Genomic DNA, 24,041 nt, shown 5'->3' with positions numbered 1-24,041 from the left:
CCAGCATGTGTTTAGTGCCACACACATGGATAGCGCGGACCTACTCATCCTCGGCGGCGGGCTGGTCGGCAGCGCGCTGGCAGTGGCGCTCGATGCGCATGGCCTCACCTCGATCGTCGTCGATCCCGCCGATCCCGATACGATCCTCGCCGCCGGCTTCGACGGCCGCGCCTCGGCGATCGCCAGCGCGCCGATGCGGATGTTCGAGTGCGTAGGCGTCGCGCCGCGGCTTGCCGGCAAGGGCTGCCCGATCGAAGGCATCCGCGTCAGCGACGGCCTCGCCCCCGGCAAGCTCGACTTCACGCCCGATGCGGATGGCGGCGCGCTCGGCCATATGTTCGAGAACCGCATCCTGCGCACGGCGCTGTTCGAGGCCGCGCAGGCCGCGTCGGGCGTCGATCTGCGGATGCAGACCCGCGCGGTTTCGGTAGAGCGGGGCGAATTCGGGGTGACCGCTAAGCTCGATTCGGGCGCGGTTGTCCGCGCGCCTCTGCTGATCGCCGCGGAGGGCCGCAACTCGCCCACCCGCGACGCCGCCGGGCTCAAGACCGCGCGCTGGAGCTACGACCATGCCGCGATGGTCGCGACGCTCGGGCATGAGCGCTCCCATGAGAACATCGCCTTCGAGATCTTCTATCCCGAGGGCCCGTTCGCGATCCTGCCCCTGCTCGACGACGCGCACGGCCACCGTTCGGCAGTGGTCTGGACCGTCAATGCGCGCGACGCGGCGGGGATGAACAAGATCTCGGACCGCGCCTATCTCGCCGAAGCGGAGAAGAGGATGGGCGGGTTCCTGGGGCGGCTGGGCCCGCTCTCGTCGCGGTTCAGCCATCCGCTGGGCTTCCATCACGCGGCCTGGATCACGTCGAACCGCCTGGCGCTGGTCGGCGACGCCGCGCACGGCATCCACCCGATCGCGGGGCAAGGCGTCAATGTCGGTTTCCGCGACGTCGCGACGCTCGTCGAGGTGCTCGTCGAGGGCAAGAGGCTCGGCATGGACCTCGGCGACCCGCAATTGCTCGCGCGCTACCAGCGCTGGCGCGGGCTCGATACCTTCATGGTCGCCGCCGCCACTGACGGGCTGACCCGGCTGTTCGGCGTACCCGGCAGGACCGCCGCTGCGGTCCGCCGCTTCGGCCTCTCGGCGGTCGACAAGCTGCCGCCGCTCAAGGACTGGTTCATGGCCGAGGCGCGCGGCGAGAGCGGCGACGTGCCCAAGCTGCTCCAGGGGCTGACGGTCTGATCCGCATCCGCGAATTTCAGCAAGCGGCGGGTATCGGAAGCCGATCCGACTCGTCGAGACGCTAGGCCAGCTTTCGAGCTTCCTCGATCAACAGCACGGGCACTCCATCGCGAATCGGATAGGCAAGGCCTGCTTCGTCCGAGACGAGCTCCTGCCGCGCTTCGTCGTAACGCAGCTTCGTGCGTGTCGCCGGGCAGACCAGCTTCTCGAGCAGCCAGGGATCGAGCGTCATTGCAGCGTCACTCCGCCTTCCTCGCCGTGGCGGCCGAAGAACTGCATCAGCTGGACGATCAGTTCGGCGCGCGCCGAGAGTCCGTCGGCCTCGAGCAGCGCCTGTTTCGAGGCGACGTCGAACGGCGCGATCTGGGCGATGCCGTTGACGAGCGATTCGTCGTCGAGCCGCGTCACCGCCTCCCAGTCGACCGCATAGCCGAGCCCGTCGGCGAAGCGCCGCGATTCCATCTCGAGCGAGGCGCGCTCGGCCATGGCGAGCACTTCGCCTTCGCGCGCCGCCTCCAGCTCCGCCTCGACCTGGCGGAACGGCGTCGTGACGTCGAGCTCGCGCACGACGGTGAAGCGTGCCAGCCCTTCGAGGACGATGTCGTAGCGGCCGTCGGGCAAGGCCTCGACCTCGGCGATGCGGCCGACGCAGCCCATGTCGAACAAGGCCGGCGGCTCGCTCGCGTCGCGCGGCTGGATCATGCCGATTCGCCGGTCGCGTGCGAGCGCGTCGGAGATCATCGCGCGGTAGCGCGGCTCGAAGATGTGGAGCGGCAGGTGCATCCGCGGAAAGAGCAAGGCGCCCGCCAGCGGAAACACCGAAAGCCGCGTAACGGTCATCCGAACAGGATCGCCGAGAGTTTCCGCCGCTGCGCCGAGACCCAGGGGTCCTCGAGCCCCACTGCCTCGAACAGCTTGAGCAGCCGCTGGCGGGCGGCGCCTTCGTTCCATTCGCGGTCGTCGGCGATCATCGCGAGCAGGGTCGCGGAGGCGGCGTCGCGGTCGCCCGCCGCCATCTGGCCGCCGGCGAGCTCGTAGCGCGCATCCATGTCCTCGGGGTTGGCGGCGGCCTGTGCGGCGAGCCCCGACAGGTCCGCGACCGGCTGCGCCTCGCGCGCCAGCGCCACGGCGGCGCGCGCGCGCTCGACTTCGGGCAGCTTGCCTGCTTCCTCGGGAAGCGCGGCGAGCGCCGCCTCGGCTTCTTCGGCGCGGCCCAGCGCCACCAGCGCCCGCGCGCGTCCCGCCACTGCCTGCGGATGCTCGGGCGCGATCTCGAGGATCTGGTCGAACACCGAAAGCGCGCGCTCGCCGTCGCCCGAATCGAGCACCTGCTCGCCCATCGCGATCAGCGGCTCGAGCTCGGCCTCGGCCGCGGCTTCCTCGCTCTGCACGGGCAGCTGGCGCAGGATCTGGTCGAGCATCGTGCGCAACTGGGTCTCGGTGCGCGCGGTCGACAGGTCGGCGACGAGCTGGCCCTGGAACATAGCATAGACGGTGGGGATCGAGCGCACCTGGAATTGCGCGGCGATGAACTGGTTCTTGTCGACATCGACCTTGGCGAGCGTGACGCCCTTGGCCGCATAATCGGCGGTCACCTTCTCGAGCACCGGGGTCAGCGCCTTGCACGGCCCGCACCATTCGGCCCAGAAATCGATGACGACGAGGCTGGTCATCGACGGCTCGACGACGTCGCGGCGGAAAGCTTCGACGGCTTCCTTCTCGGCGGGGGACAGTCCAAGCGTGGCCAACGGGGGTGCTCCTGGCAGAGGATCGAGGTTGGGCCGCTATGTGGGCGCTCGCGCGTCCCCCGCCAAGCCTTTTCCCGAATCGCTTCTAGGGGGCTTGCGCTGCCCGAAACCCGCTGCTAGTGGCCGCGCCTCACCCGCCCCGAAGCGCTTGCCGCACGGGGCCAGACGCCAGAGCGGGCGTAGCTCAGGGGTAGAGCACGACCTTGCCAAGGTCGGGGTCGAGGGTTCGAATCCCTTCGCCCGCTCCAGCCGTCGCGCGGTGATTTAGCGAAGCTAGATTCCGCATGTTGCGACGGTGCGGTACTTGCCGCGGCGCTTTTCCTCGAAGACAGTGTTTCCCGAATCGCAGATCCAACCTGTTCATCGGGGAGCCATCCCGACTGTTCGAGAAAGCGCCCGTGATGAAGACCGCCTTGAAATTGCTGGCAGTCGCGCTCGTCGCACTGCCCGTCGCCGCGCCGGCTTTCGCCGACGAGGCGCCAGCGCCTCCGGTCGCGACCGAGTGGCGCAATCCTTCCAACAGCGTGCATGTCCGCATCGACACGTGCGACGGCCAATTGTGCGGCACGGTCACCTGGGCGAGCGCCAAGGCGCAGGCCGATGCGCGCCGCGGCGGCACGCAGAACCTGGTCGGCACGCGACTATTCCGCGATCTCGAGCCCGCGGGCCCCGGCAAATGGCGCGGCAAGGTGTTCGTGCCCGATATCCAGCGAACCTTCTCGGGGACGCTCAGCTTCGCCGATTCGAACACGATGGTCGGCAAGGGCTGCGTGCTGTTCGGGATCGTCTGCAAGTCGCAGACCTGGTCGCGGGTGCGCTGACAGCAGTTCGAGCGCAGCTTCCGGGACTGACCGCGCGGACATTCTCGGCTAGACCCCCTCCATGGCAAGCGCACCCATCCGAATCGGCATCGGCGGCTGGACCTTCGAGCCGTGGCGCGGGACCTTCTATCCCGAGGGGCTCGCGCAGAAGAAGGAGCTCGAATTCGCCTCGCGCCAGCTGAGCGCGATCGAGATCAACGGCACCTATTATTCGACCTTCAAGCCCGCGACCTTCGAAGGCTGGGCGAAGACCGTGCCCGACGGGTTCGTGTTCACGGTCAAGGGCTCGCGCTTCTGCACCAATCGGAAAGTGCTCGCCGAGGCGGGCGAATCGGTCGGGCGATTCGTTTCGCAGGGGCTGGTCGAGCTCGGCGACAAGCTCGGCCCGATCTTCTGGCAGTTCATGGCGACCAAGAAGTTCGAGCCCGACGACTTCCGCGCCTTCCTGGCGTTGCTCCCGCGCGAGGAAGCGGGCGTGCAGCTGCGCCACGCGATCCAGGTGCGGCACGAGAGCTTCCAAGTCCCCGAGTTCGTCGCGATGTGCCGCGATGCGGGGGTGGCGATTGTCTATGCCGATTCGCCGCAATATCCGGCGATCGCCGACATCACCGGCGACTTCGTCTATGTCCGGCTCGAGGCGGGCGAGGACGACAACCCGTTCTGCTATCCCGAGGGCGATCTCCCACGCTGGACCGAGGCGGCTAGGACCTGGGCGAGCGGCGGGCGTCCCGACGGCCTCCCCTATGTCGAAGACAAGGACCCGCCGAAACAGCCGCGCGAGACCTTCCTGTTCTTCATCCACGGCGGCAAGGTCCGCGCCCCCGCGGCCGCGCAGGAGCTGATCCGGCGGCTTTCCTGATCCGTCAGGGCCGCTTCGGGCTCGCCCGGTCCGAGACCATGCGCTCGCCGTCGATCACGATCGGGCTCGCCAGCCCGGGAAGCCCCTCCCGCTCGATCTTCATGCCGCGCGCCAGCACCTGGGGATCGGCGAACACCTCGTCCACGGCGTTGATCGGCCCCGCCGGCACGCCTGCCGCCTCGAGTGCCTCGTAGAGCGCGGCCTTGGCCCAGTCCCGGATCGCCGCCTCGAGCAGCGGGATCAGCGCCGCGCGGTTGGTCACGCGCGCCGGATTGGTCGCGAATCGTGGATCGTCGGCCAATGCGAGGCCGAGCACTTCGCACAATTTCCGGAACTGCGAATCATTGCCCACCGCGACGATCAGCGCGCCGTCCTTCGTCTCGAACGCCTGGTACGGCACCAGATTGGCGTGGCCGTTGCCCATCCGGTGCGGCACCCTGCCCGATGCCATCCAGTTGAGCGCCTGGTTGGCGAGCACCCCCACTTGCGTGTCGAGCAGCGCCATGTCGATATGCGCGCCTTCGCCGGTGACGTCACGGCGTCGCAGCGCGGCGAGGATCGCCACCGCCGAATAGACTCCGGTGAAGATGTCGGCATAGGCCACGCCGGCCTTTTGCGGGCTGCCGTCGGGCTCGCCGGTCAGCGACATGATCCCGCCCATGCCCTGGATGATGAAGTCGTAGCCGGCGCGGTGGGCATAGGGGCCGTCCTGCCCGAAGCCGGTGATCGAGCAGACCACCAGCCGCGGATCGGCGGCGCACAGGCTGGCGGGGTCGAGCCCGTATTTGGCGAGCCCGCCGACCTTGTAATTCTCGATCACTACGTCCGCGTCTGCGATCAGCGCGCGGACCTCGGCCTGGCCCTCGGGGGTGGCGATGTCGATGGCGCGGCTCGTCTTGCCGCGGTTGCAGGCGTGGAAATAGGCGGCGTCGTGATTGGCGCCGTCGGGACCATGCAGGAAGGGCGGGCCCCAGTGCCGTGTGTCGTCGCCTTCGCCCGGCCGCTCGACCTTGATCACTTCGGCGCCCAGATCGGCGAGCAATTGCCCGCACCAGGGCCCGGCGAGGATCCGCGCCAGCTCGACCACCCGAAGCCCCTCGAGCGGTTTCATCCCCGATTCCTTTTCTTCAGCCCCTCCCTGCAAGGGAGGGGTAAGGGGTGGGTCCGGGCGGGCGGAGGGCTCGATGCCCTCCGTCTGCCCTTAGTGGCTCGCGCCAAGATGCTCGCTTCGCTCGCAACCCACCCCCGGCCCCTCCCTTGTAGGGAGGGGAGTTCGAGTGCGAGCGACTTCATGGGCGGTGGATCTCGTAGATCACGTGGGGCGTCACCTCGCCCGCCATCGTCCGTTCTACGGTGCCCGGGCGCAGCACGCCGCCGATCTTCACCATCGCCTTGCGCGAACGGATATTGTCCTCGCCGACCATGAAGGTGGCGGTCCGCACGAAGCGGTGGATATGGTCGAGCATCAGCCGCTTGATCTCGCGATTGTAGACACCGCCCCAATAGGCCCGCGCGATATAGGTCCAGCCGATCTCGATCTCGTCGGCTCGGTGGTCATGGCCGTCATAGCGGCTCGATCCGATCACTGCGCCGGTCGCCCGGTCCTCGATCACCAATGCGCCGCCCGAGGCGAGTCCGGCGTCGAAGAAGGCGTCGAACACGTCGCGCTTCCAGCGATCGTGCGCGGGATGGACTTCCCAGATCAGCGGATCGCTGGCGACGGCGAACAGTGCCTCGCGGTCGTCCTCCCGCATCGGGCGCAGCGTCACCAGTTCGCCGGTGAGGATCGGCTGCCGGTCGGGCTCCATCAGAACGCCGCGATGCCGGTGATCGCGCGGCCGAGGATCAGCCCGTGCACGTCGTGCGTGCCCTCATAGGTGTTGACCGTCTCGAGGTTGATCGCGTGGCGCATCACGTGGAATTCGGCCGAGATGCCGTTGCCGCCGTGCATGTCGCGCGCGACGCGGGCAATATCGAGCGCCTTGCCGCAATTGTTGCGCTTGATGATGCTGATCGTCTCGGGGCTCAGCGTGCCTTCGTCGAACATCCGTCCGGCGCGCAGGGCCGCCTGCAGCCCGAGTGCGATCTCGGTCTCCATGTTGGCGAGCTTCAATTGCACCAATTGGTTCGCCGCGAGCGGCTTGCCGAACTGCGCGCGGTCGAGCGTATATTGCCGCGCGGCATGCATGCACGCCTCCGCGGCGCCCATGCTGCCCCAGGCGATGCCGTAGCGCGCGCGGTTGAGGCAGCCGAACGGGCCCTTCAGCCCCTGCACCTCGGGGAGCAAGGCGTCCTCGCCCACCTCGACGCCGTCCATCACGATCTCGCCGGTCACCGAGGCGCGCAGCGAGAGCTTGCCTTCGATCTTGGGAGTGGAGAGACCCTTCGTGCCCTTCTCGAGCACGAAGCCCTTGATCCCGCCGCCATGCGCCTCGGACTTGGCCCAAACCACCATGACGTCGGCGATCGGTGAGTTGGTGATCCACATCTTGGTGCCGGTCAGGCGATAGCCGCCGTCCACCTTTTCGGCGCGGGTGCGCATGCCGCCGGGATCGGATCCGGCATCGGGCTCGGTCAGCCCGAAGCAGCCGATCCATTCGCCGGTCGCGAGCTTGGGCAGATATTTACGCTTCTGCGCCTCTGTCCCGTAAGCGTAGATCGGGTGCATCACGAGGCTGGACTGCACGCTCATCGCCGAGCGATAGCCCGAATCGACGCGCTCGACCTCGCGCGCGACCAGCCCGTAGGCGACATAGCCGAGCCCGGCGCCGCCATAGCTCTCTGGAATCGTCGGGCCGAGCAGCCCCAGCGCGCCCATCTCGGCCATGATCTCGCGGTCGAATCGCTCGTCGAGGAAGGCGCTGGTCACGCGCGGGAGCAGTTCGCCCTGCGCATAATCGCGCGCGGCGGCCTGCACCATCCGCTCCTCGTCGGTCAGCTGCGCGTCGAGCGCGAACGGATCCTGCCAGTCGAACCGGCCCATCTCTGCCATGTGTCTTCCCTCAGCTGCTCGCCGGGCGCGCGACGGGAGCCGCGGCCGGCGGCGTGGCGGACGGCGCTTCGAGCGCGGCCCGTTCGATCTCGAGCAATCCCTGCCGTGCCGCGATATAGCGCTTGGCGGCGACGATCCAGCTCTCGGCGCTCGCGACGCCGGGCAGGTGCACCACCTCGGCGAGCGCCGTCTCGACATCGCCATGCTCGATCGCCAGGCGGGCGCGGCGCAGCCGGTCCGAAGTGCGCGGGCTCGGCGATTCGGCCTGGCGGAGCACGACGAGATCGCTCAGCAGCCGCCGCACGCGCATCCACATGCTGTCGTCGGCACCGCTCGAAAGCCGCGGCGCGATCGTCTCGAGCGCGAGCCGCAAGTCGCCCAGGGTCACTGGCTCGGCCGAGGCGCGGAGGATCAACCCCACCGCCTCGCCATGGTCCTCGCCGAAGCGCTGGCGCAGCTGGCCTTCCAATGGTCCCAGCGGCTGGCCGCGGTCGAGCGCGCGGCGCACCCCGGCGGCGATCATGAGCTGCTCGGCACGGCTGGCATAGGAAGACGCGTTGCGCGCGCTGCCGGCGACGTCGCGCAGCCGCAATTCGAGCTGATCGAGCTTGCCGGCAAGCTCCTGCTCGCGCGCGTTGAGCGTCGCGATATCGGTGCCGGGAGGCAGGGCCGCAGCGGGATTCGGCTGCGGCTGCGTCGCCTCGATCGGCGCCGGCGAGGGCGTGGCGCCCGGCGCGCCGCCTCCGCCCGCAAGCTGGAACGCGGCCGCCGTGACGGCGATGCCGCCGGCAAAGGCAAGGCCGCCAATGAGATAGTGGGTCCGCGTCTCGGTGCCGCGGACCGGCTCCGGCGCGAGGGGCTCGTCGCTCATGCCCCCTTATTCGCTGCCCCGCCCGCGCGGTCAATCGGCGAGCGCGATTGCCGCTTCGATCAGCGCCTCGCTGCGAACATCGTCGGGGACCACTACCCGCTCCCAGCCGGTGCCCGCCGCCTGCGCCGCGCGCGCGCTGACCGCGACCAGGGCGATACCGGCGCGCGCCAGCCCCGCACCGTCCACCACTTCGCCCAGCCGGGCTCCCGCGCGCGCGGACTGCACCAAAGCGACGCTGCCGGCGAGGCGGGGCGCGTCCTGCGGTGGGCAGGGTTCGCTGGCATAGACGGTGATCACCTGCGCCACGATCCTGCCCGGCTCGAGCGTCCGTTCGCGTCCGGCGAGATGCAGTGCATGGCGAATCCCCGCCGCCTCGGCCTGGGCGACGAGCGACTCGGCGCCTTCCGCTCCCACATGGACGACGTGGAACCCCGCTTGTCGAGCGGCCTCGGCGGTGGCCTCGCCCACCGCATGGACGGGCAGAGGACGCAGCGCCGACAGACCTGATCCGCCATGCCGCATCGCGTTCGCGCTGGTCAGGATCAGCGCGTCGAAGCTTTTCGAATCGGGGACTTCCCACGCGACCGGACGCACCGCGAACAGGGGCATCCGGATCGCGATGCGCCCGCGTGCCTCGATCGTCGCCGCGGTGGCGCCATTGCCCGGCCCGGGCCGCAGCACCGCGATCGCGCGGCTCATCCGCCGAACAACCGGCGGATCTCGTCGGGCGCGCCGAGCAGCAGGTCGCGCGCCACCGCGATCGGCAGCACCGGATCGGTCGGCGCGCCGGCTTCCTGTGCGCTGACATGCGCGCTGCCGTCCTCGGAGAGCAATTCGGCCCGGAGCGTCATGATCGCCCCCTCGATCGTCGCGAGCGCGGCGACCGGCGAGTGGCAATCGGCCTTCAATGCGGCCAGCAGCGCCCGCTCGGCGAGGACGCAGGCATGCGTCTCGGGATCGTCGATCTTGGCCAGCAGCGCCCGGGCATGCGAATCGCCGGCGCGGCACTCCACGCCGACGGCCCCCTGCGCTGGCGCGGGCAGCATCACGTTGATGGGGATGGCGATCCCGACGTCATGGCGTCCTAGCCGCTCGAGCCCCGCGGCGGCGAGCAGGGTCGCATCGGCCTCTCCCGCGGCGAGCTTGGCCAGCCGCGTGTCGACATTGCCGCGGAACAGCACGATCTCGAGGTCGGGCCTGAGCCTGCGCATCTGCGCCGCGCGCCGCGGCGAACTCGTGCCCACCACCGCGCCGTGGCGTAGCGCCTCGATCGAATCGGCGCCGACCAGCCGGTCGCGCACATCGGCTCTCGGGAGAACGGCCGCGATCGCGATCTCCTCCGGACGGATCGTCTCGACGTCCTTCATCGAATGCACCGCGCAGTCGATCTCGCCTTCGAACAGCGCGCGGTCGAGCTCCTTGGTCCAGAGCGCCTTGCCGCCGATCTCGGCGAGCGCGCGGTCCTGCACCTTGTCGCCGGTGGTGCGGATGGGGACGATCTCGATCGCGTCGGGCGCAACCGCGTGCGCGGCGACCAGTGCGTCGCGCACCATATGGGCTTGCGTGAGGGCGAGCGGCGAGCCGCGGGTGCCGAGGCGGAAGGGATTCATCCCGCCGCCCATATCCGTTCGTGCTGAGCTTGTCGAAGCACCGGCCCCTTCGACAAGCTCAGGGCGAACGGTTAGGGGATGCCCATGGCGCTGATCCTAGGCCTCGAATCGAGCTGCGACGAAACCGCCGCCGCATTGGTGACCACCGATCGCCATATCCTCGCGCACAAGCTTGCGGGCCAGGAGGCGGCGCACCGGCCTTATGGCGGCGTCGTTCCCGAGATCGCCGCGCGCGCGCATGTCGAGGTGATGGCGCCCCTGGTCGAGGCGGCGCTCGCCGAGGCGGGCGTGACGCTGTCGCAAGTCGACGCGATCGCCGCCACCGCCGGCCCCGGGCTGATCGGCGGCGTCATGGTGGGGCTCGTCACCGGCAAGGCGCTGGCGCTGGCGAGCGGCAAGCCGCTGGTCGCGGTCAACCATCTCGAGGGCCACGGCCTGTCGCCGCGGCTCAGCGATCCCGATCTGGAATTTCCCTATCTGTTGCTGCTCGTCTCGGGTGGGCATTGCCAGCTGCTGCTCGTCGAGGGCGTCGGCGCCTATCGCCGCCTCGCCACCACGATCGACGACGCCGCGGGCGAGGCGTTCGACAAGACCGCCAAGTTGCTCGACCTCGGCTTCCCCGGGGGACCGGCGGTGGAGAAGGCGGCGGCGCAGGGCAACGCGCGCGCGGTCCCGTTGCCCCGCCCATTGCTCGGCTCGGCCGAGCCGCATTTCTCCTTCGCGGGCCTCAAGAGCGCGGTCGCGCGCGTCGTCGGCCAATATGGCGCCGAGGATATCGCCGCCTCGTTCCAGCAGGCAGTGGTCGATTGCCTGCTCGATCGCACGCGCCGCGCGCTCCAGTCGGTCGACGCCACTGCGTTGGTCGTTGCGGGCGGCGTGGCGGCCAATGCGAGCGTCCGTGCCGCACTCCAGGGCCTCGCCGCCGAGCACGGCCTGCGCTTCGTCGCCCCGCCGCTCTGGCTGTGCACCGACAATGCCGCGATGATCGCCTGGGCCGGCGCCGAGCGCTTCGCCGCGGGGCTCACCGATCCGCTCGACTTCCCTGCGCGCCCGCGCTGGCCGCTCGATCCGGATGCCGAGAAGGTGCGCGGCGCGGGAGTGAAGGCATGAGGATCGCCAAATGCGAATAGGTGTCATCGGCGCCGGCGCCTGGGGCACCGCGCTCGCGCAAGTGGCGGCGCGGGGCGGCCGGCCCGTCACGCTCTGGGCACGCGAGCCCGAAGTGGTCGAGAGCGTCAACGGCGCGCACGAGAACCGCCAGTTCCTCGCCGGCGTTTCGCTCGCCGACTCGATCCGCGCCACCGGCGATCTCGCCGAGCTTGCCGGTCACGACGCGCTGCTCGTCGTCGCGCCCGCCCAGCATGTCCGCGCGGTGCTCGCCGCGGCGCCGGTCGGCGCCACCCCGCTCGTGCTCTGCGCCAAGGGAATCGAGGCGGGCACCCGCCTGCTGGTCGGCGAAGTCGCGCACCAGGCCGCGCCGCAAGCCCCGATCGCCGTGCTCTCGGGCCCCACTTTCGCGCACGAGGTCGCCGCCGGAAAGCCCACCGCGGTCACCCTCGCCTGCGAGGACGAGGACCTGCGCACGCGCCTCGCCGAGCGCCTCGCCGGACCGGCCTTTCGGACCTATGGCTCGGCCGACGTCATCGGCGCCGAGATCGGCGGCGCGGTCAAGAACGTCCTCGCCATCGCCTGCGGGGTGGTCGAGGGCGCCGGCCTGGGGCTCAATGCGCGCGCCGCCTTGATCGCGCGCGGATTCGCCGAGATGACGCGTTTCGGCCTCGCCCGCGGCGGCCAGGCCGAGACGCTCACCGGCCTTTCGGGCTTGGGCGATCTCGTGCTCACCTGCAGCTCGACCAATTCGCGCAACTTCTCGCTGGGGGTCGGGCTCGGCCAGGGCCGAAGCGCCCGGGAGCTGCTCGCCGACCGCAAGACCGTCGCCGAGGGCGCACACACCGCCCCCGTGCTCCGCGAGGCCGCGCGCGAGGCCGGAGTCGACATGCCGGTGACCGAGGCGGTCAACGCATTGCTCGAAGGCGCGCCCGTCGCCGATGTCGTCGGTGCGCTGCTGAGCCGCCCCTTGCGCGAGGAAGCGCAATGAAGTGGGCGGCGATGCTCCGGGGGATCAACCTCGGCAAGCGGCAACTCAAGTCGGCGGAGCTCAAGGCCGTAGTCGAGGGCATGGGCTTTACCGAAGTGAAGACGATCCTCGCCTCGGGCAATGTCGTGTTCGAAGCGGGCGACGCGAAACCCGAGGCGCTCGAACGCGATCTCCACGTCGCGCTGGAAAAGGCGACCGGGCTCAAGTCCGAGGTCTTCGTCCGCAACCGCGCCGAGCTCGCCGAACTGGTCGAGAACAACCCCTTCCCCGACGAAGCGCGCGAGCGGCCGAGCTTCCTGCTGGTCAGCTTCCATCGCGACTCGGTCGACAAGGATGCGATCGATCGGGTGGCCGCAAGCTATGACGGCCCCGAGCGGATGGTGGTGCGCGGCCGAGAGCTGATCACCGACTTCCCCGACGGCCAGGGCCGATCGAACCTGATCCCGGTGATGCAGAAGGCCAAGCTGGCGCAGGCCAATACCGGCCGCAACTGGAACACCGTGCTCAAGCTGCTGACGGCGCTGGGGGATTAGCCACAATACTCCCCTCCCTGCTTGCAGGGAGGGGTTGGGGGGTGGGTGCGCGCGTCTGCGCGCCCAAAGACTCATTTGCCGGCCGGAAAAAGCGTCGGACGAGGCATCGAGCCTCGCCCGACGCTAAACCCACCCCTTGCCCCTCCCTTCCAGGGAGGGGAAATCTAGGGCGGCGAGAATATCTAGAAATCGACCGCGATGCCCTTGCGCTCCCAGTCGCCGTAGCGCGTCGGATCCTTGCCGAGCGGATCCTTCGTCTCCTTCGCCGGTTGCGGCGCGGGCACCGGCGGGCTCTTCGAAAGATAGCTCGGGGGCTTCACATGGCTCGGGCGCTGGCCCATGGCACTGGCTCCAATGAACAAGCCTCCCAATCGTCGCCGCGCCCCGCGCGGTCAAGAGCCCGATGCTCCCGGCGTGCCTGCGCGCCGCGCGGCGCTCAAGCTGCTCGACGCAGTGCTCCGCCGCGGGCTCGCGCTCGAGCAGGCGCTCGATTCGGCCGCGCAGGGCCTTCCGCCCAAGGACCGCGGCCTCGCGCATGCCATCGCCGCCGAAGCGCTGCGCCGGCTCCCCGATCTCGACGCGCTGATCGATTCGGCGACGCAGCGCGATTTGCCCGACGACGCCAAGGCGCGGTTCGCGCTCCGCATCGCCCTGGTCCAGGCGCTCGCGCTCGGCACCCCCGGCCATGCCGCGATCGCCACCGTGCTCCCGCTCGTCGACGGCGGGCCGCGTAAGCTCGTCCACGGCGTGTTCGGGACCCTGCTCCGCCAGGGCGCGACCCTGCCCGAGCCGCCCACGCTTCCCGATCCCGTGGCACTCCGCTGGCACGCCACCTGGGGCGACCAGATGATCGAGGATGCCGAGCGCGCGATCGCCGTCCCGCCGCCGCTGGACCTCACGCTGCGTGACCTCGCCCGCGCGCCCGATCTCGCGGGCAGGAGCCTGCTCCCCGGCCATCTCCGCCTCGACGAGAAGGCTGCGATCCCCACGCTCGAAGGCTATGCCGAGGGCGATTGGTGGGTGCAGGACCTCGCCGCCTCGCTCCCCGCCCGGCTGATCGGCAAGGGCACAGGGACCGCGCTCGATCTCTGCGCCGCGCCGGGCGGCAAGACGCTCCAGCTCGCCGCCGCGGGCTGGCAGGTGACCGCGGTGGACGTCTCCGAAAGTCGTCTCGCGCGACTATATGAGAATCTCGAACGCACCGCCCTTGGCGCGCAGGTAATCGCCGCCGATCTGCTGCAATGGCAGCCGGCCGCGCCCGCCGACGCCGTGCTGCTCGACGCGCCGTGCAGCGCCACCGGCATCTTCCGCCGCCACCCCGACGTGCTCCACCGCGTACGTCCGTCGCTGATCGCCGAGATGGCCGAGCTCCAGGCGCGTCTCCTCGCCCGCGCGGCGGCGTGGGTGAAGCCCGGCGGGACGCTCGTCTTCTCGACCTGCTCGCTCGAGCCGCAGGAAGGCGAGGCCCAGCTCGAACGCTTCCTCACCGAGCAGTCCGGCTTCGCGATCGACCCGATCCGCGCCGACGAGCTGCCGCAAGGGATCGTACCGCAGGACGACGGCACCCTCCGCCTCCTCCCCGGCATGCTCGCGGAGCAGGGCGGCCTCGACGGCTTCTTCATCGCGCGCCTGCGCCGGGTCGATTAGGACTCACACGAAGACACAAAGCCACGAAGAGAAATGCCGCAAAGCGGCAGTGAGCCGCACATCTTCGCATTACTCTTTGTGCCTTCGTGTCTTCGTGTGAGCTAAATCTCTTCCACCTCCCGCATTGCGCCCGATTCGCGCGATGCTTAAGGATTCCTCCATGCCCGCAGTCCGCATCGCCCCCTCGATCCTTTCCGCCGACTTCGCCCGGCTCGGCGAGGAGATCCGCGCCATCGATGCGGCCGGGGCCGATTGGATCCATGTCGACGTCATGGACGGGCATTTCGTGCCGAACATCACGATCGGCCCGGGGGTGATCAAGGCGCTGCGGCCGCACACCGCCAAGCCGTTCGACGTGCACCTGATGATCGCGCCGGTCGATCCCCTGCTCGTCGCCTTCGCCGATGCCGGCGCCGACACGATCTCGGTCCATCCCGAGGCGGGCCCGCACCTCCACCGCACGCTCCAGACGATCAAGGCGCTGGGCAAGCGCGCCGGCGTGGTGCTGAACCCCGCGACTCCGGTCGACGTCGTCGATCACGTGATGGACCTGATCGACCTGATCCTGGTGATGAGCGTCAATCCCGGCTTCGGCGGACAGAAGTTCATCGAGAGCCAATTGCCCAAGATCACCGAGCTGCGCCGCCGGATCACTGCGTCGGGCCGCGCCATCGACCTCGAGGTCGATGGCGGCGTCGATCGCGACACCGCGCCGCGCGTGATCGCCGCGGGCGCCGACGCGCTCGTCGCGGGCACCGCCACCTTCACCGGCGGCCCCGATCGCTACGCCGCGAACATCGCCGCGCTGAGAGGCGGATGAACGACGGGCCAGCCGACTCCGGCGCCGACGGAGTCGAGGAGGGCAAGCGGCTCATCCGCACCGGCGGCGATCGCGGGCTGAGCCTCGCCGAGCGCATCTCCGAACGCTTCCAGCGGCTGACCTGGCGTACCCCGCTCCACGCGATGCGGCTCCGCGGCCGCCATCCGCTGAAGCTCATCGCGGTGCCCGACGATCCCTTCTTCGGCGATCCCGCATGCGGCAACGCGCTGCTCGAAGGGAAGGTCAAGTTCCGGGGCGAGGAGCGCGCGATCGAGGCGCTCGATTTCACCGCTCCCGACTGGTCCCCCGCCTTCGCCGAATATCTCCAGAGCTTCGCCTGGCTGCGCGACCTCTCCAGCGTCACCACGCGCGCCCGCGCGGTGCCGATCGCCGAGGAGATCATGCAGCGCTGGCTCGACGCGCATGGCGAGAAGGTCTCCGATCCCGCCTGGCGCGTCGATCTCTGGGGCCGCCGGATCCTGTTCTGGACCGCGCATGCGCCTTTGATCCTCTCCTCGTCGAACCTGATCTACCGGTCGAGCGTGCTCCACGCGCTCGCCCGCGGCGCGCGCCACTTGGATCGTGGCGCCGATCGCGCCCAGCCGGGCGTGGCGCGGATCGCGTCCTGGTGCGGGGTGCTGGTCGCGGGGCTGACCATGCCGGGCGGCGATCCGCGCCGCGCGTTCGGCGAGAACGGCCTCAAGCGCGCGCTCGACCAGTCGGTGTTCGAGGACGGCGGCAGCGTGACGCGCTCGCCCGTCGCGCAGCTCGAATCGATCCAGTTGCTCACCATCCTCGGCGAGGCCTATGCCGCGCGGCGGCTCGCGGTGCCGGAGTTCATCGAGGCGACGCGCGGCCGCATGGTCACTGCGTTGCTCGGGCTGTGCCACGGCGACAAGGGGCTCTCGAGCTGGCAGGGTTCGGGCCCGGTGCCGGGCGACGTCATCGAGCAGGTGATCGAGGCCACCGGCGTGCGCACCCGGCCACTCAAGCAGGCGCGCGAATGGGGCTATCAGCGCCTCTCAGCCGGCCAGAGCATCCTGATCATGGACGCCGCGCCGCCGCCGCTGGCGCGGCTGGTCGAGGGCGGCTGCGCCTCGACGCTCGCCTTCGAGCTCTCCGACGGGCCCGACCGTATCGTCGTCAATTGCGGCGGCGCGCGTGCCGCGCATTACAAGGTTCCGGCGGCGCTCGTCGAAGGGCTGCGCACCACCGCCGCGCACTCGACGCTGATCCTCAGCAACTCCAATTCCACGGCGATCCATGCCGACGGCACGCTCGGCCGCGGCGTGCTCGAGGTCGAGCTCGCGCGCCACGAGACCGAGAATGCCAGCCGGATCGAGGCGAGCCATGACGGCTATGTCCGTCGCCACGGCTATGTCCATCGCCGCGTCGTGGCGATGTCGCCCGACGGCCGGGACGTGCGCGGCGAGGACATGCTGCTCCCCGCCGATCGCCGCAAGCACAAGACGCCGACGCTTTTCGTGATGCGGTTCCATCTCCATCCGCAGGTCGAGGTCATGCCCACCGCCGACGGCCTCGCCGCGATCCTGCGCGTGCCCTCGGGGCATCTCTGGCAATTCCGCTGCAAGGGCGGCAGCCTCGCGGTCGAGGACAGCGTCTGGGTCGACGCGCGCGGCCGCCCGCTCACCAGCCAGCAGCTCGTCGTCACCGGCGCCAGCCCGGCGGGCGGCACCAATGTCAGCTGGCTGTTCCACCGGGCGAAATAGGGGCATTTAGGGGTTGCGACGCGGGGCTCGATCCTTAGGAGGGCGGGCCATGGATCAGGTCAGCATCAAGCGCGCGCTCCTTTCGGTCTCCGACAAGACCGGAATCGTCGAACTCGGCCAGGCGCTCGCCGCGCACGGCGTGGAATTGGTCTCTACCGGTGGCACCGCCAAGGCGCTGCGCGACGCGGGGCTGGAGGTGCGCGACATCTCCGATCTCACCGGCTTCCCCGAGATGATGGACGGCCGCGTCAAGACGCTCCACCCCAAGGTCCATGGCGGCCTGCTCGCGGTGCGCGACAATGCAGAGCATGTCGCCTCGATGCAGGAGCATGAAATCGGCGCGATCGACCTGGTCGTGGTCAACCTCTATCCCTTCGCGCAGACCGTCGCCCGCGGCGCGGCGCGCGACGAGATCATCGAGAATATCGACATCGGCGGCCCGTCCATGGTGCGCTCGGCCGCGAAGAACCACGATTCGGTCGCGATCCTCACCGATCCCGCCGACTACGCCTTGGTCTCGGAGGGTAGCACCACGCTCGCCCAGCGCCGGAAATTCGCCGCCAAGGCCTATGCCGCCACCGCCGCCTATGACGCCGCGATCGCGAGCTGGTTCGCCTTCGCCGACCAGGGCGAGCGCTTCCCGCAGACGCTCCCGATCGCGCTCACCAAGGGCCCCGAGCTGCGCTACGGCGAGAATCCGCACCAGTCGGCCGCGCTCTATCTGCCCCAGGCCGGCGCGCGCGGCATCGCCCAGGCCGAGCAGCTCCAGGGCAAGGAGCTCAGCTACAACAATTACAACGACGCCGACGCCGCGCTCGAGCTGGTCAGCGAATTCAAGGACGGCCCGCCGACCGTCGTCATCGTCAAGCACGCCAATCCCTGCGGCGTCGCCACCGCGGATACCTTGAAGCAGGCCTATCTCCAGGCGCTCGCTTGCGATTCGGTCTCGGCATTCGGCGGCATCATCGCGGTCAACCGCAAGCTCGATCGCGAGACGGCGGAGGCGATGGCCGGCATCTTCACCGAAGTCGTCGTCGCCCCCGATGCCGATGACGACGCCCGCGCGGTCTTCGCCGCCAAGAAGAATCTCCGCCTGCTGATCGCGGGCGACCTGCCCGATCCCGCCCGCCCGGGCCTGATGCTCAAGTCGATCGCCGGCGGCATGCTCGTCCAATCGCGCGATAACGGCCGGCTCGGTGAGCTCAAGGTCGTGACCAAGCGCGCGCCGAGCGAGCAGGAACTGGCCGACTGCCGCTTCGCCTGGACCGTCGCCAAGCACGTCAAGTCGAACGCGATCGTCTATGCCAAGGGTGGCAGCACCGCGGGTATCGGCGCGGGCCAGATGAACCGCCTCGAATCGGCGCGCATCGCCGCGTGGAAGGCGAAGGACGCCGCCGAAAAGGCCGGCTGGGCCGAGCCGCGCACGATCGGTTCGGCGGTCGCCTCGGACGCCTTCTTCCCCTTCGCCGACGGATTGTTGGCGGCCGCGGGCGCCGGCGCCACCGCGGTGATCCAACCCGGCGGCTCGATCCGGGACGACGAGGTGATCGCCGCCGCCGACGAAGCCGGGCTGGCGATGGTCTTCACTGGGATGCGGCATTTCCGCCACTGATCGCGACCAAATTTCAGGTCAGCCTTGCTGACCTTCTCGACAGCGGCTTTGAAATTTTATAACAAGCGTCCGGAACCCGAGTCCGTGCGTTCTCCGGAACGATACGGGCCGTAATTCGGAGAGATCATGGACGCCCCGCGCGCCAATTTGCCGCCGCTTTCGTTGCACGTGCCGGAGCCGCGCTTCCGCCCGGGCGACGAAGCCGACTTCAGTGATGTCGTGGTTCCGCCCGCGGGTTCCGCCCGCCGTCCGGACACCGCCGAGCCCGCGAGCAGCTTCCGCGAGCTGGCCTATACGCTCGTCCGCGTGCTCGACGAATCGGGCCAGGCGGTCGGCCCTTGGAACCCGCGGCTCGATCCGGAAGCGCTCCGGAAGATGCTCCGCGCAATGGCGCTCACCCGTGCCTTCGACGAGCGGATGTTCCGCGCCCAGCGCCAGGGCAAGACCAGCTTCTACATGAAGTCGACCGGCGAGGAGGCCGTCTCGGTCGCCGCCGCGATGGCGCTGGCGTCGGACGACATGTGCTTCCCCTCCTATCGCCAGCAGGGGATCCTGATCACGCGCGGCTATCCGCTGGTCACGATGATGAACCAGATCTACTCGAACAAGGGCGATCCGCTGCAAGGGCGCCAGCTGCCGATCATGTACTCGGCCAAGGATCACGGCTTCTTCTCGATCTCGGGCAATCTCGCGACGCAATATCCGCAGGCGGTCGGCTGGGCGATGGCGAGCGCGGCCAAGGGCGACACCCGCATCGCCGCGACCTGGTGCGGCGAGGGCTCGACTGCCGAGGGCGACTTCCACTCGGCGATGACCTTCGCGACCGTCTACAAGGCGCCGGTCATCCTCAACGTTGTCAACAATCAATGGGCGATCAGCAGCTTCTCGGGCTTCGCCGGCGCCGAGGCGACCACCTTCGCTGCGCGCGCGGTAGGCTATGGCATTGCCGGGCTGCGCGTCGACGGCAACGACGCGCTTGCGGTCTATGCCGCCACTGAGTGGGCGGCCGAGCGCGCGCGCACCAACCAGGGCCCGACGCTGATCGAGCATTTCACTTATCGTGCCGAGGGCCACTCGACCTCGGACGACCCCACCGCGTACCGCTCTGCGGGCGAGCCCAATGCCTGGCCGCTCGGCGATCCGATCCGGCGCCTCAAGGACCATCTTATCGCGATCGGCGAGTGGGACGAGGCGCGCCACGCCGCACAGGACCTCGCGCTCGCCGAGGAAGTGAAGCGCGCGCAGAAGGAAGCCGAGAAGAACGGCATCCTCGGCCACGGCCTCCACCAGCCCTTCGAGACGATGTTCGAAGGCGTGTTCGAGGAGACGCCGTGGCACCTCCGGGAGCAATCCGAGCAGATGATCGCCGAGCGCAAGGCGGCGGGGATATGACGATGAATGCACACACTCCTCTCTCTTTGGGAGAGGAAGGGGCCCGCTCGGCGCAGCCGAGTGGGAAGGTGAGGGTGAGCGCAAGCCCTCGCATCACCCTCACCCTTCCGCCGCTTCGCGGCTCCCTCCCTCTCCCGATGGGAGAGGGAGAATGACCCGCATGAACATGATCCAGGCGATCAACTCCGCCATGGACGTGATGATGGAACGCGACCCGAATGTGGTCGTGATGGGCGAGGATGTCGGCTATTTCGGCGGCGTCTTCCGCGCCACTGCGGGGCTCCAGGCCAAGTACGGCAAGACCCGCGCCTTCGACACGCCGATCACCGAGATCGGCATCGTCGGCGTCGCGATCGGCATGGGCGCCTATGGCCTGCGCCCGGTCCCCGAGATCCAGTTCGCCGACTATATCTATCCGGCGCTCGACCAGTTGGTCTCCGAGGCGGCGCGGCTGCGCTATCGCTCGAACGGCGATTTCACCGCGCCGATCACGGTGCGCTCGCCTTATGGCGGCGGCATCTTCGGCGGCCAGACGCACAGCCAGTCGCCCGAGGGCATCTTCACGCACGTCTCAGGGATCAAGACGGTGATCCCGTCGACGCCCTATGACGCCAAGGGGCTGCTGATCGCAGCGATCGAGGACAACGATCCCGTCCTCTTCCTCGAGCCCAAGCGCATCTATAACGGCCCGTTTCACGGCCATTATGACCGCCCGGCCAAGACCTGGGCCGATCATCCTGCTGCCGAAGTGCCCGCGGGCCATTACCGCGTCGAGCTCGGCAAGGCGGCGACGGTGCGCAGCGGCGAAGCAGTGACGATCCTCTGCTACGGCACGATGGTCCATGTCGTTGCCAACACGATCGAGGAACTGGGCGTTGACGCCGAGATCATCGACTTGCGCACGCTTGTGCCCCTCGATATCGAAGCGATCGAGGCGTCGGTGAAGAAGACCGGTCGCTGCATGATCGTCCACGAGGCGACGCGCACCTCGGGCTTTGGTGCCGAGCTCTCCGCGCTCGTCCAGGAGCGCTGCTTCTATCATCTCGAAGCCCCGATCGAACGCGTCACCGGCTTCGACACGCCCTATCCCCACAGCCTCGAATGGGCCTATTTCCCCGGCCCGGTCCGCATCGGCGAGGCGCTCAAGAAACTCCTGAAGGACTGACCGCGATGGCTCGTTTCACGTTTCGCCTGCCGGATATCGGCGAAGGCATTGCCGAGGCCGAGATCGTCGCCTGGCACGTGCGCGTCGGCGAGCGTGTCGAGGAGGACCAGCAGGTCGCCGACATGATGACCGACAAGGCGACAGTGGAGATGGAGTCGCCGGTGTCGGGCGTGGTGGTCGCGCTCGCGGGCGAGGTCGGCGACCAGGTCGCGATCGGTTCGGCGCTGATGGTCGTGGAGACCGATGGCGATGGCGCCGAAGGGCCGGCCGAGGAAGTGATCGAGGCGGAGAATCCGGGCGTCGAGGAAGTGGCCCAACCCACCGTTCGCGCTGAGCCTGTCGAAGCGCCGTCCTCCTCTTCATCCGAGCCGCAGAAGGAAGAACAGCCCTTCGACAAGCTCAGGGCGAACGGGGAGAGCGTGGCCGCTCCGCACCGCCACGTCCTCGCTTCCCCCGCCGTCCGCGCCCGCGCGCGGGACCTCGGCATCGACCTTGCCTCGGTGAAGTCGGATTCCGATCGCGTCCGCCATGCCGATCTCGACGCCTATCTCCGCTACGGCCAGGCCCAGGGCTATCACGCCCCGCACGCCAGCCGCGCGCGCGAGGACGTGCCGGTCAAGGTCATCGGCATGCGCCGCCGCATCGCGGAGAACATGGCCGCGTCGAAGCGCGCGATCCCGCATTTCACCTATGTCGAGGAGATCGACGTCACTGCGCTGGAAGATATGCGCGGCGATCTCAACGCCAATCGCGGCAATCGCCCCAAGCTGACGATGCTGCCCTTCCTGATCGTCGCGATCTGCCGGACGATCCCCGCTTTCCCGATGATCAACGCGCGCTACGACGACGAGGCGGGCCTGATCACGCGCCACGGCCGCGTCCATCTCGGCATGGCGACGCAGACCGATGCGGGCCTCATGGTCCCGGTGATCCGCGATGCGCAGGACCGCAACGTCTGGCAGCTCGCGAGCGAGATCGGCCGCTTGGCCGAGGCCGCGCGCACCGGCAAGGCGAAGAGCGAGGAACTGAGCGGCTCGACGCTCACCGTCACGTCGCTCGGGCCCTTGGGCGGGATCGCCACCACCCCGGTGATCAACCGGCCGGAGGTCGCGATCATCGGCCCCAACAAGATCGTCGAGCGGCCTATCTTCGTGGGCGACGAGATCGTCCGCGCCAAGCTGATGAACCTGTCGATCAGCTGCGACCACCGCGTCGTCGACGGCTGGGACGCGGCGAGCTTCGTCCAGGCGCTCAAGAAGCTGCTCGAGACCCCCGTCTTGCTCTTCGCCGATTGAGATGACGCCGCGGGGCAAGATCGCGCTGGCGGTCGGGCTGTCGCTCCCGCCGGCAGGGCTGCTCTGGGTCGCGCTTTGCCATGCGCTGCCGCCCATCCAAGGCGATCCAATGGCGTTCGCGCTGGGGTGCAGCGCCGCCGCGCTCCTGCTCACGCTGGCGCTCGGCATCGAGGCGGTGGCGCACGAGCGGCTGTTCCATGCCTCGATCGATCCCCTGGCCGGGGCCGATTCGCGGCGGCTGGAGGTGAACCAGCGCTATCTCCGCAATACGCTCGAGCAGGCGGCTCTGTTCGTCCCCGGGCTGTTCCTGCTCGCGCATCATGCGAGCGACCTGCGCGTCGTCGCCGCCACGGCGATCGTCTGGACCCTGGGCCGCTGGGCGTACTGGATCGGCTATCATGTCGACCCGATGTGGCGCGGGATCGGGGTCTTCTCGATGGGGATCAGCCTGGCCCTGCTCGTCTACGGTGTCGGCGTGTTCGGGCATGCGCTCGCCGGCTGGGCCGGCACCGCGGCGCTGCTCGGTCCGTTCGTGCTGGTCGAGATCTACCTGTTCGTCGCGCTCCGGAGGCCGGCAGCCTGACCGGTCCGGGGCCGGCTCAGCCGCCCGCGAAGATCGACTTGCCGAGCATCTCGCGCACCCTGTCGCGTCCCTCCGTCATGCGTGCCTCGCCGGCGCGTTCGATCCGCTCGGCTTCGCCCGCCAGCTCCATCCGGCGTTTCGACAGCGCGCGGAAGCCTGCCTCGTCGGCGGTGCTGCGGAAGCCGAAATAGCTGTTGCTGTTGAACCAGCTGCGCTTGGCCAGCAGCGCGCACAATTCGGCCGTCGTCTCGGTCATTGCGAGCTGGTTGGCGAGGAGCGGATCGGTCGAATCGTTGCGCGCATTCGCCATCGTGGCGATGCCCTGCTTCGTCTTCGCCGGCAGGTTGGCGGCTTCGAGGGCGTCCGCCAGCGCCTTGGCGCGCTGGCTGCGGGCGGCCGCCTGCGACTTGGCCAGCGACTGCAGCTCCCGGATCGCGGCGCATTGCGCCAGGGCCCGCGGATCCTGCTCGAGCAGATAGGGACTGGTCAGATTGCCGACGCCGAGACGTCCGAACGCCGTCCCGAAGTCGCGCTTGGCCTGCGCGTCCGCGGTAACGGCCTCGACGAACATCCGCGAGAGCGGCCCGCGTGCCGCGGCGCCCGCCGGAGCCTGCGCCGCGCCGCCGGGACCGAACTCGACTTCGGCGAAGCTGCTCGCATCGGCGCGGGCGACCGTCTGGTACTGGCCGTGCGCGATCAGCGCCGCGCCCAGTCCCGCCGCCACGAGCAATGCCAGCGAACCCAGCTTCCAGCCGGTCGCCGAATGGCGCGTGGTCACCGCGAAGCCGATCCCCCACAGCAGCAGCGCGAGGGCCGCGCCCGTGCCCAGCAGCACCGCCAGCGGCTGTTGCGGCGCGATCCGCGGCAGCAGCAGCGCGCCGAGAACCAGCAAGGCGATTCCCGCCAGCGTCGCGAGCACAGGATGATCATACGGCGCCGGGGGCGCCGATTCCTCGAATTCCTCCATGATTTCCCCCCTTTGGCCGCCAAAGCTAGCGGGCTTCGCGGCGGTGACAAGGGTT

Annotated in this window: 25 protein-coding genes and 1 tRNA gene; 15 read left to right on the top strand and 11 right to left on the bottom strand. The window is 69.4% G+C overall.

Features of this window, described 5'->3' with window-relative positions; genetic code table 11:
- The first annotated feature begins 25 nt into the window (after positions 1–25).
- The gene (locus MT490_RS01115) at positions 26–1,243 is read left to right on the top strand and encodes an FAD-dependent monooxygenase (protein ID WP_297383499.1); all 1,218 of its coding nucleotides are present in this window, start codon (positions 26–28) and stop codon (positions 1,241–1,243) included.
- Positions 1,244–1,304: 61 nt separating this feature from the next.
- Here the strand turns inward: MT490_RS01115 and MT490_RS01110 are convergent, their stop codons facing one another.
- Genes MT490_RS01110 through MT490_RS01100 form a run of 3 tightly spaced genes read right to left on the bottom strand, consistent with a single transcriptional unit; the run spans position 1,305 to position 2,976 of the window.
- A complete protein-coding gene (locus MT490_RS01110; RefSeq protein ID WP_297383497.1) occupies positions 1,305–1,475 on the bottom strand; it encodes a Trm112 family protein in 171 nt (56 codons plus the stop codon).
- Positions 1,472–2,083: an LON peptidase substrate-binding domain-containing protein gene (locus MT490_RS01105; RefSeq protein WP_297383494.1), complete on the bottom strand. Its 612-nt coding sequence runs from the start codon at positions 2,081–2,083 to the stop codon at positions 1,472–1,474. Before MT490_RS01105 ends, MT490_RS01110 begins: the two co-directional genes overlap by 4 nt.
- Complete coding sequence (locus tag MT490_RS01100; protein WP_297383666.1) at positions 2,080–2,976, bottom strand: tetratricopeptide repeat protein; 897 nt, start codon at positions 2,974–2,976, stop codon at positions 2,080–2,082. Before MT490_RS01100 ends, MT490_RS01105 begins: the two co-directional genes overlap by 4 nt.
- A gap of 188 nt (positions 2,977–3,164) precedes the next feature.
- Between MT490_RS01100 and MT490_RS01095 the strand changes: the two genes are divergently transcribed.
- From MT490_RS01095 to MT490_RS01085, 3 genes are all read left to right on the top strand, one after another.
- A tRNA-Gly gene (locus tag MT490_RS01095) sits at positions 3,165–3,239 on the top strand.
- 153 nt (positions 3,240–3,392) lie between these two features.
- Positions 3,393–3,812: a DUF2147 domain-containing protein gene (locus MT490_RS01090; protein ID WP_297383492.1), complete on the top strand. Its 420-nt coding sequence runs from the start codon at positions 3,393–3,395 to the stop codon at positions 3,810–3,812.
- A 61-nt stretch (positions 3,813–3,873) separates the two neighbouring features.
- Positions 3,874–4,671, top strand: a complete 798-nt coding sequence (locus MT490_RS01085) for a DUF72 domain-containing protein (RefSeq protein WP_297383490.1) — start codon at positions 3,874–3,876, stop codon at positions 4,669–4,671.
- Between the two features lie 4 nt (positions 4,672–4,675).
- Here MT490_RS01085 and MT490_RS01080 read toward each other — a convergent pair whose 3' ends face one another.
- The 6 genes from MT490_RS01080 to hemC form a co-directional block, all read right to left on the bottom strand.
- The gene (locus tag MT490_RS01080) at positions 4,676–5,782 is read right to left on the bottom strand and encodes a CaiB/BaiF CoA-transferase family protein (RefSeq protein WP_297383488.1); all 1,107 of its coding nucleotides are present in this window, start codon (positions 5,780–5,782) and stop codon (positions 4,676–4,678) included.
- Positions 5,783–5,960: 178 nt separating this feature from the next.
- A complete protein-coding gene (locus MT490_RS01075; protein WP_297383486.1) occupies positions 5,961–6,479 on the bottom strand; it encodes a GNAT family N-acetyltransferase in 519 nt (172 codons plus the stop codon).
- Positions 6,479–7,663, bottom strand: a complete 1,185-nt coding sequence (locus tag MT490_RS01070) for an acyl-CoA dehydrogenase (RefSeq protein ID WP_297383484.1) — start codon at positions 7,661–7,663, stop codon at positions 6,479–6,481. The genes MT490_RS01075 and MT490_RS01070 overlap by 1 nt, the downstream gene beginning before the upstream one ends.
- A 10-nt stretch (positions 7,664–7,673) precedes the next feature.
- On the bottom strand, positions 7,674–8,534 hold the full coding sequence (locus MT490_RS01065; protein WP_297383482.1) for a hypothetical protein: 861 nt from the start codon (positions 8,532–8,534) through the stop codon (positions 7,674–7,676).
- Positions 8,535–8,564: 30 nt separating this feature from the next.
- Positions 8,565–9,233, bottom strand: a complete 669-nt coding sequence (locus MT490_RS01060; protein WP_297383479.1) for a uroporphyrinogen-III synthase — start codon at positions 9,231–9,233, stop codon at positions 8,565–8,567.
- Positions 9,230–10,144, bottom strand: coding sequence for a hydroxymethylbilane synthase (gene hemC, locus MT490_RS01055; protein WP_297383477.1), 915 nt, complete (start codon positions 10,142–10,144; stop codon positions 9,230–9,232). Before hemC ends, MT490_RS01060 begins: the two co-directional genes overlap by 4 nt.
- Before the next feature lie 84 nt (positions 10,145–10,228).
- Here hemC and tsaD point away from each other — a divergent pair, with 84 nt between their 5' ends.
- From tsaD to MT490_RS01040, 3 genes are read left to right on the top strand one after another with little or no spacing between them, the layout of a single operon-like run.
- Positions 10,229–11,254, top strand: coding sequence for a tRNA (adenosine(37)-N6)-threonylcarbamoyltransferase complex transferase subunit TsaD (gene tsaD, locus MT490_RS01050; RefSeq protein ID WP_297383475.1), 1,026 nt, complete (start codon positions 10,229–10,231; stop codon positions 11,252–11,254).
- A 10-nt stretch (positions 11,255–11,264) separates the two neighbouring features.
- The gene (locus tag MT490_RS01045) at positions 11,265–12,242 is read left to right on the top strand and encodes an NAD(P)H-dependent glycerol-3-phosphate dehydrogenase (RefSeq protein ID WP_297383472.1); all 978 of its coding nucleotides are present in this window, start codon (positions 11,265–11,267) and stop codon (positions 12,240–12,242) included.
- Positions 12,239–12,775: a DUF1697 domain-containing protein gene (locus tag MT490_RS01040; protein WP_297383470.1), complete on the top strand. Its 537-nt coding sequence runs from the start codon at positions 12,239–12,241 to the stop codon at positions 12,773–12,775. Before MT490_RS01045 ends, MT490_RS01040 begins: the two co-directional genes overlap by 4 nt.
- A gap of 182 nt (positions 12,776–12,957) precedes the next feature.
- Here MT490_RS01040 and MT490_RS01035 read toward each other — a convergent pair whose 3' ends face one another.
- Positions 12,958–13,116: a DUF1674 domain-containing protein gene (locus MT490_RS01035; protein ID WP_297383468.1), complete on the bottom strand. Its 159-nt coding sequence runs from the start codon at positions 13,114–13,116 to the stop codon at positions 12,958–12,960.
- Between the two features lie 13 nt (positions 13,117–13,129).
- On the opposite strand from MT490_RS01035, the gene MT490_RS01030 reads away from it, so the two are divergent.
- The 8 genes from MT490_RS01030 to MT490_RS00995 all read left to right on the top strand — a co-directional run bounded on the left by MT490_RS01030 (position 13,130) and on the right by MT490_RS00995 (position 23,019).
- Entirely contained in the window at positions 13,130–14,422 is a 1,293-nt protein-coding gene (locus MT490_RS01030; RefSeq protein WP_297383664.1) for a transcription antitermination factor NusB, read from the top strand.
- Positions 14,423–14,582: 160 nt separating this feature from the next.
- A complete protein-coding gene (gene rpe / locus MT490_RS01025; protein ID WP_297383466.1) occupies positions 14,583–15,242 on the top strand; it encodes a ribulose-phosphate 3-epimerase in 660 nt (219 codons plus the stop codon).
- The gene (locus MT490_RS01020; RefSeq protein ID WP_297383464.1) at positions 15,239–16,972 is read left to right on the top strand and encodes a heparinase II/III family protein; all 1,734 of its coding nucleotides are present in this window, start codon (positions 15,239–15,241) and stop codon (positions 16,970–16,972) included. The genes rpe and MT490_RS01020 overlap by 4 nt, the downstream gene beginning before the upstream one ends.
- 49 nt (positions 16,973–17,021) lie before the next feature.
- Positions 17,022–18,584 carry a bifunctional phosphoribosylaminoimidazolecarboxamide formyltransferase/IMP cyclohydrolase gene (purH, locus tag MT490_RS01015; RefSeq protein WP_297383462.1) on the top strand — a complete coding sequence of 521 codons (1,563 nt, stop codon included), beginning with the start codon at positions 17,022–17,024 and terminating at the stop codon, positions 18,582–18,584.
- 126 nt (positions 18,585–18,710) lie between these two features.
- Entirely contained in the window at positions 18,711–19,976 is a 1,266-nt protein-coding gene (locus tag MT490_RS01010) for a 3-methyl-2-oxobutanoate dehydrogenase (2-methylpropanoyl-transferring) subunit alpha (RefSeq protein ID WP_297383460.1), read from the top strand.
- 160 nt (positions 19,977–20,136) lie between these two features.
- A complete protein-coding gene (locus tag MT490_RS01005; protein WP_297383662.1) occupies positions 20,137–21,141 on the top strand; it encodes an alpha-ketoacid dehydrogenase subunit beta in 1,005 nt (334 codons plus the stop codon).
- Positions 21,142–21,146: 5 nt separating this feature from the next.
- Positions 21,147–22,436 (top strand): dihydrolipoamide acetyltransferase family protein, encoded by a 1,290-nt coding sequence (locus MT490_RS01000; RefSeq protein ID WP_297383459.1) that lies wholly within the window; start codon positions 21,147–21,149, stop codon positions 22,434–22,436.
- Between the two features lies 1 nt (position 22,437).
- Positions 22,438–23,019, top strand: a complete 582-nt coding sequence (locus tag MT490_RS00995; RefSeq protein WP_297383457.1) for an MAPEG family protein — start codon at positions 22,438–22,440, stop codon at positions 23,017–23,019.
- Between the two features lie 16 nt (positions 23,020–23,035).
- Here MT490_RS00995 and MT490_RS00990 read toward each other — a convergent pair whose 3' ends face one another.
- Positions 23,036–23,986 carry a hypothetical protein gene (locus tag MT490_RS00990; RefSeq protein WP_297383455.1) on the bottom strand — a complete coding sequence of 317 codons (951 nt, stop codon included), beginning with the start codon at positions 23,984–23,986 and terminating at the stop codon, positions 23,036–23,038.
- Between the last annotated feature and the right edge of the window lie 55 nt (positions 23,987–24,041).

Origin of the sequence: Sphingomonas sp., from assembly GCF_026460985.1 — a bacterium.
Taxonomy (GTDB): Bacteria; Pseudomonadota; Alphaproteobacteria; order Sphingomonadales; family Sphingomonadaceae; genus Sphingomonas.
Note: the sequence above shows the minus strand (reverse complement) of the source record. Positions and strands in the feature narration are given on the sequence as shown.

Bases quoted from the DNA above. Each gene is read 5' to 3' on its own strand.
- MT490_RS01070 (WP_297383484.1), bottom strand. From the start codon at position 7,663: ATGGCAGAGATGGGCCGGTTCGACTGGCAGGATCCGTTCGCGCTCGAC.
- MT490_RS01000 (WP_297383459.1), top strand. From the start codon at position 21,147: ATGGCTCGTTTCACGTTTCGCCTGCCGGATATCGGCGAAGGCATTGCC.
- MT490_RS01110 (WP_297383497.1), bottom strand. From the start codon at position 1,475: ATGACGCTCGATCCCTGGCTGCTCGAGAAGCTGGTCTGCCCGGCGACA.
- MT490_RS01035 (WP_297383468.1), bottom strand. From the start codon at position 13,116: ATGGGCCAGCGCCCGAGCCATGTGAAGCCCCCGAGCTATCTTTCGAAG.
- MT490_RS01080 (WP_297383488.1), bottom strand. From the start codon at position 5,782: ATGAAACCGCTCGAGGGGCTTCGGGTGGTCGAGCTGGCGCGGATCCTC.
- MT490_RS01065 (WP_297383482.1), bottom strand. From the start codon at position 8,534: ATGAGCGACGAGCCCCTCGCGCCGGAGCCGGTCCGCGGCACCGAGACG.
- MT490_RS01045 (WP_297383472.1), top strand. From the start codon at position 11,265: ATGCGAATAGGTGTCATCGGCGCCGGCGCCTGGGGCACCGCGCTCGCG.
- rpe (WP_297383466.1), top strand. From the start codon at position 14,583: ATGCCCGCAGTCCGCATCGCCCCCTCGATCCTTTCCGCCGACTTCGCC.
- MT490_RS00995 (WP_297383457.1), top strand. From the start codon at position 22,438: ATGACGCCGCGGGGCAAGATCGCGCTGGCGGTCGGGCTGTCGCTCCCG.
- MT490_RS01105 (WP_297383494.1), bottom strand. From the start codon at position 2,083: ATGACCGTTACGCGGCTTTCGGTGTTTCCGCTGGCGGGCGCCTTGCTC.
- hemC (WP_297383477.1), bottom strand. From the start codon at position 10,144: ATGAATCCCTTCCGCCTCGGCACCCGCGGCTCGCCGCTCGCCCTCACG.
- MT490_RS01030 (WP_297383664.1), top strand. From the start codon at position 13,130: ATGAACAAGCCTCCCAATCGTCGCCGCGCCCCGCGCGGTCAAGAGCCC.
- MT490_RS01090 (WP_297383492.1), top strand. From the start codon at position 3,393: ATGAAGACCGCCTTGAAATTGCTGGCAGTCGCGCTCGTCGCACTGCCC.
- MT490_RS01115 (WP_297383499.1), top strand. From the start codon at position 26: ATGGATAGCGCGGACCTACTCATCCTCGGCGGCGGGCTGGTCGGCAGC.
- MT490_RS01060 (WP_297383479.1), bottom strand. From the start codon at position 9,233: ATGAGCCGCGCGATCGCGGTGCTGCGGCCCGGGCCGGGCAATGGCGCC.
- MT490_RS01040 (WP_297383470.1), top strand. From the start codon at position 12,239: ATGAAGTGGGCGGCGATGCTCCGGGGGATCAACCTCGGCAAGCGGCAA.
- MT490_RS00990 (WP_297383455.1), bottom strand. From the start codon at position 23,986: ATGGAGGAATTCGAGGAATCGGCGCCCCCGGCGCCGTATGATCATCCT.
- purH (WP_297383462.1), top strand. From the start codon at position 17,022: ATGGATCAGGTCAGCATCAAGCGCGCGCTCCTTTCGGTCTCCGACAAG.
- MT490_RS01075 (WP_297383486.1), bottom strand. From the start codon at position 6,479: ATGGAGCCCGACCGGCAGCCGATCCTCACCGGCGAACTGGTGACGCTG.
- MT490_RS01005 (WP_297383662.1), top strand. From the start codon at position 20,137: ATGAACATGATCCAGGCGATCAACTCCGCCATGGACGTGATGATGGAA.
- MT490_RS01010 (WP_297383460.1), top strand. From the start codon at position 18,711: ATGGACGCCCCGCGCGCCAATTTGCCGCCGCTTTCGTTGCACGTGCCG.
- MT490_RS01020 (WP_297383464.1), top strand. From the start codon at position 15,239: ATGAACGACGGGCCAGCCGACTCCGGCGCCGACGGAGTCGAGGAGGGC.
- tsaD (WP_297383475.1), top strand. From the start codon at position 10,229: ATGGCGCTGATCCTAGGCCTCGAATCGAGCTGCGACGAAACCGCCGCC.
- MT490_RS01085 (WP_297383490.1), top strand. From the start codon at position 3,874: ATGGCAAGCGCACCCATCCGAATCGGCATCGGCGGCTGGACCTTCGAG.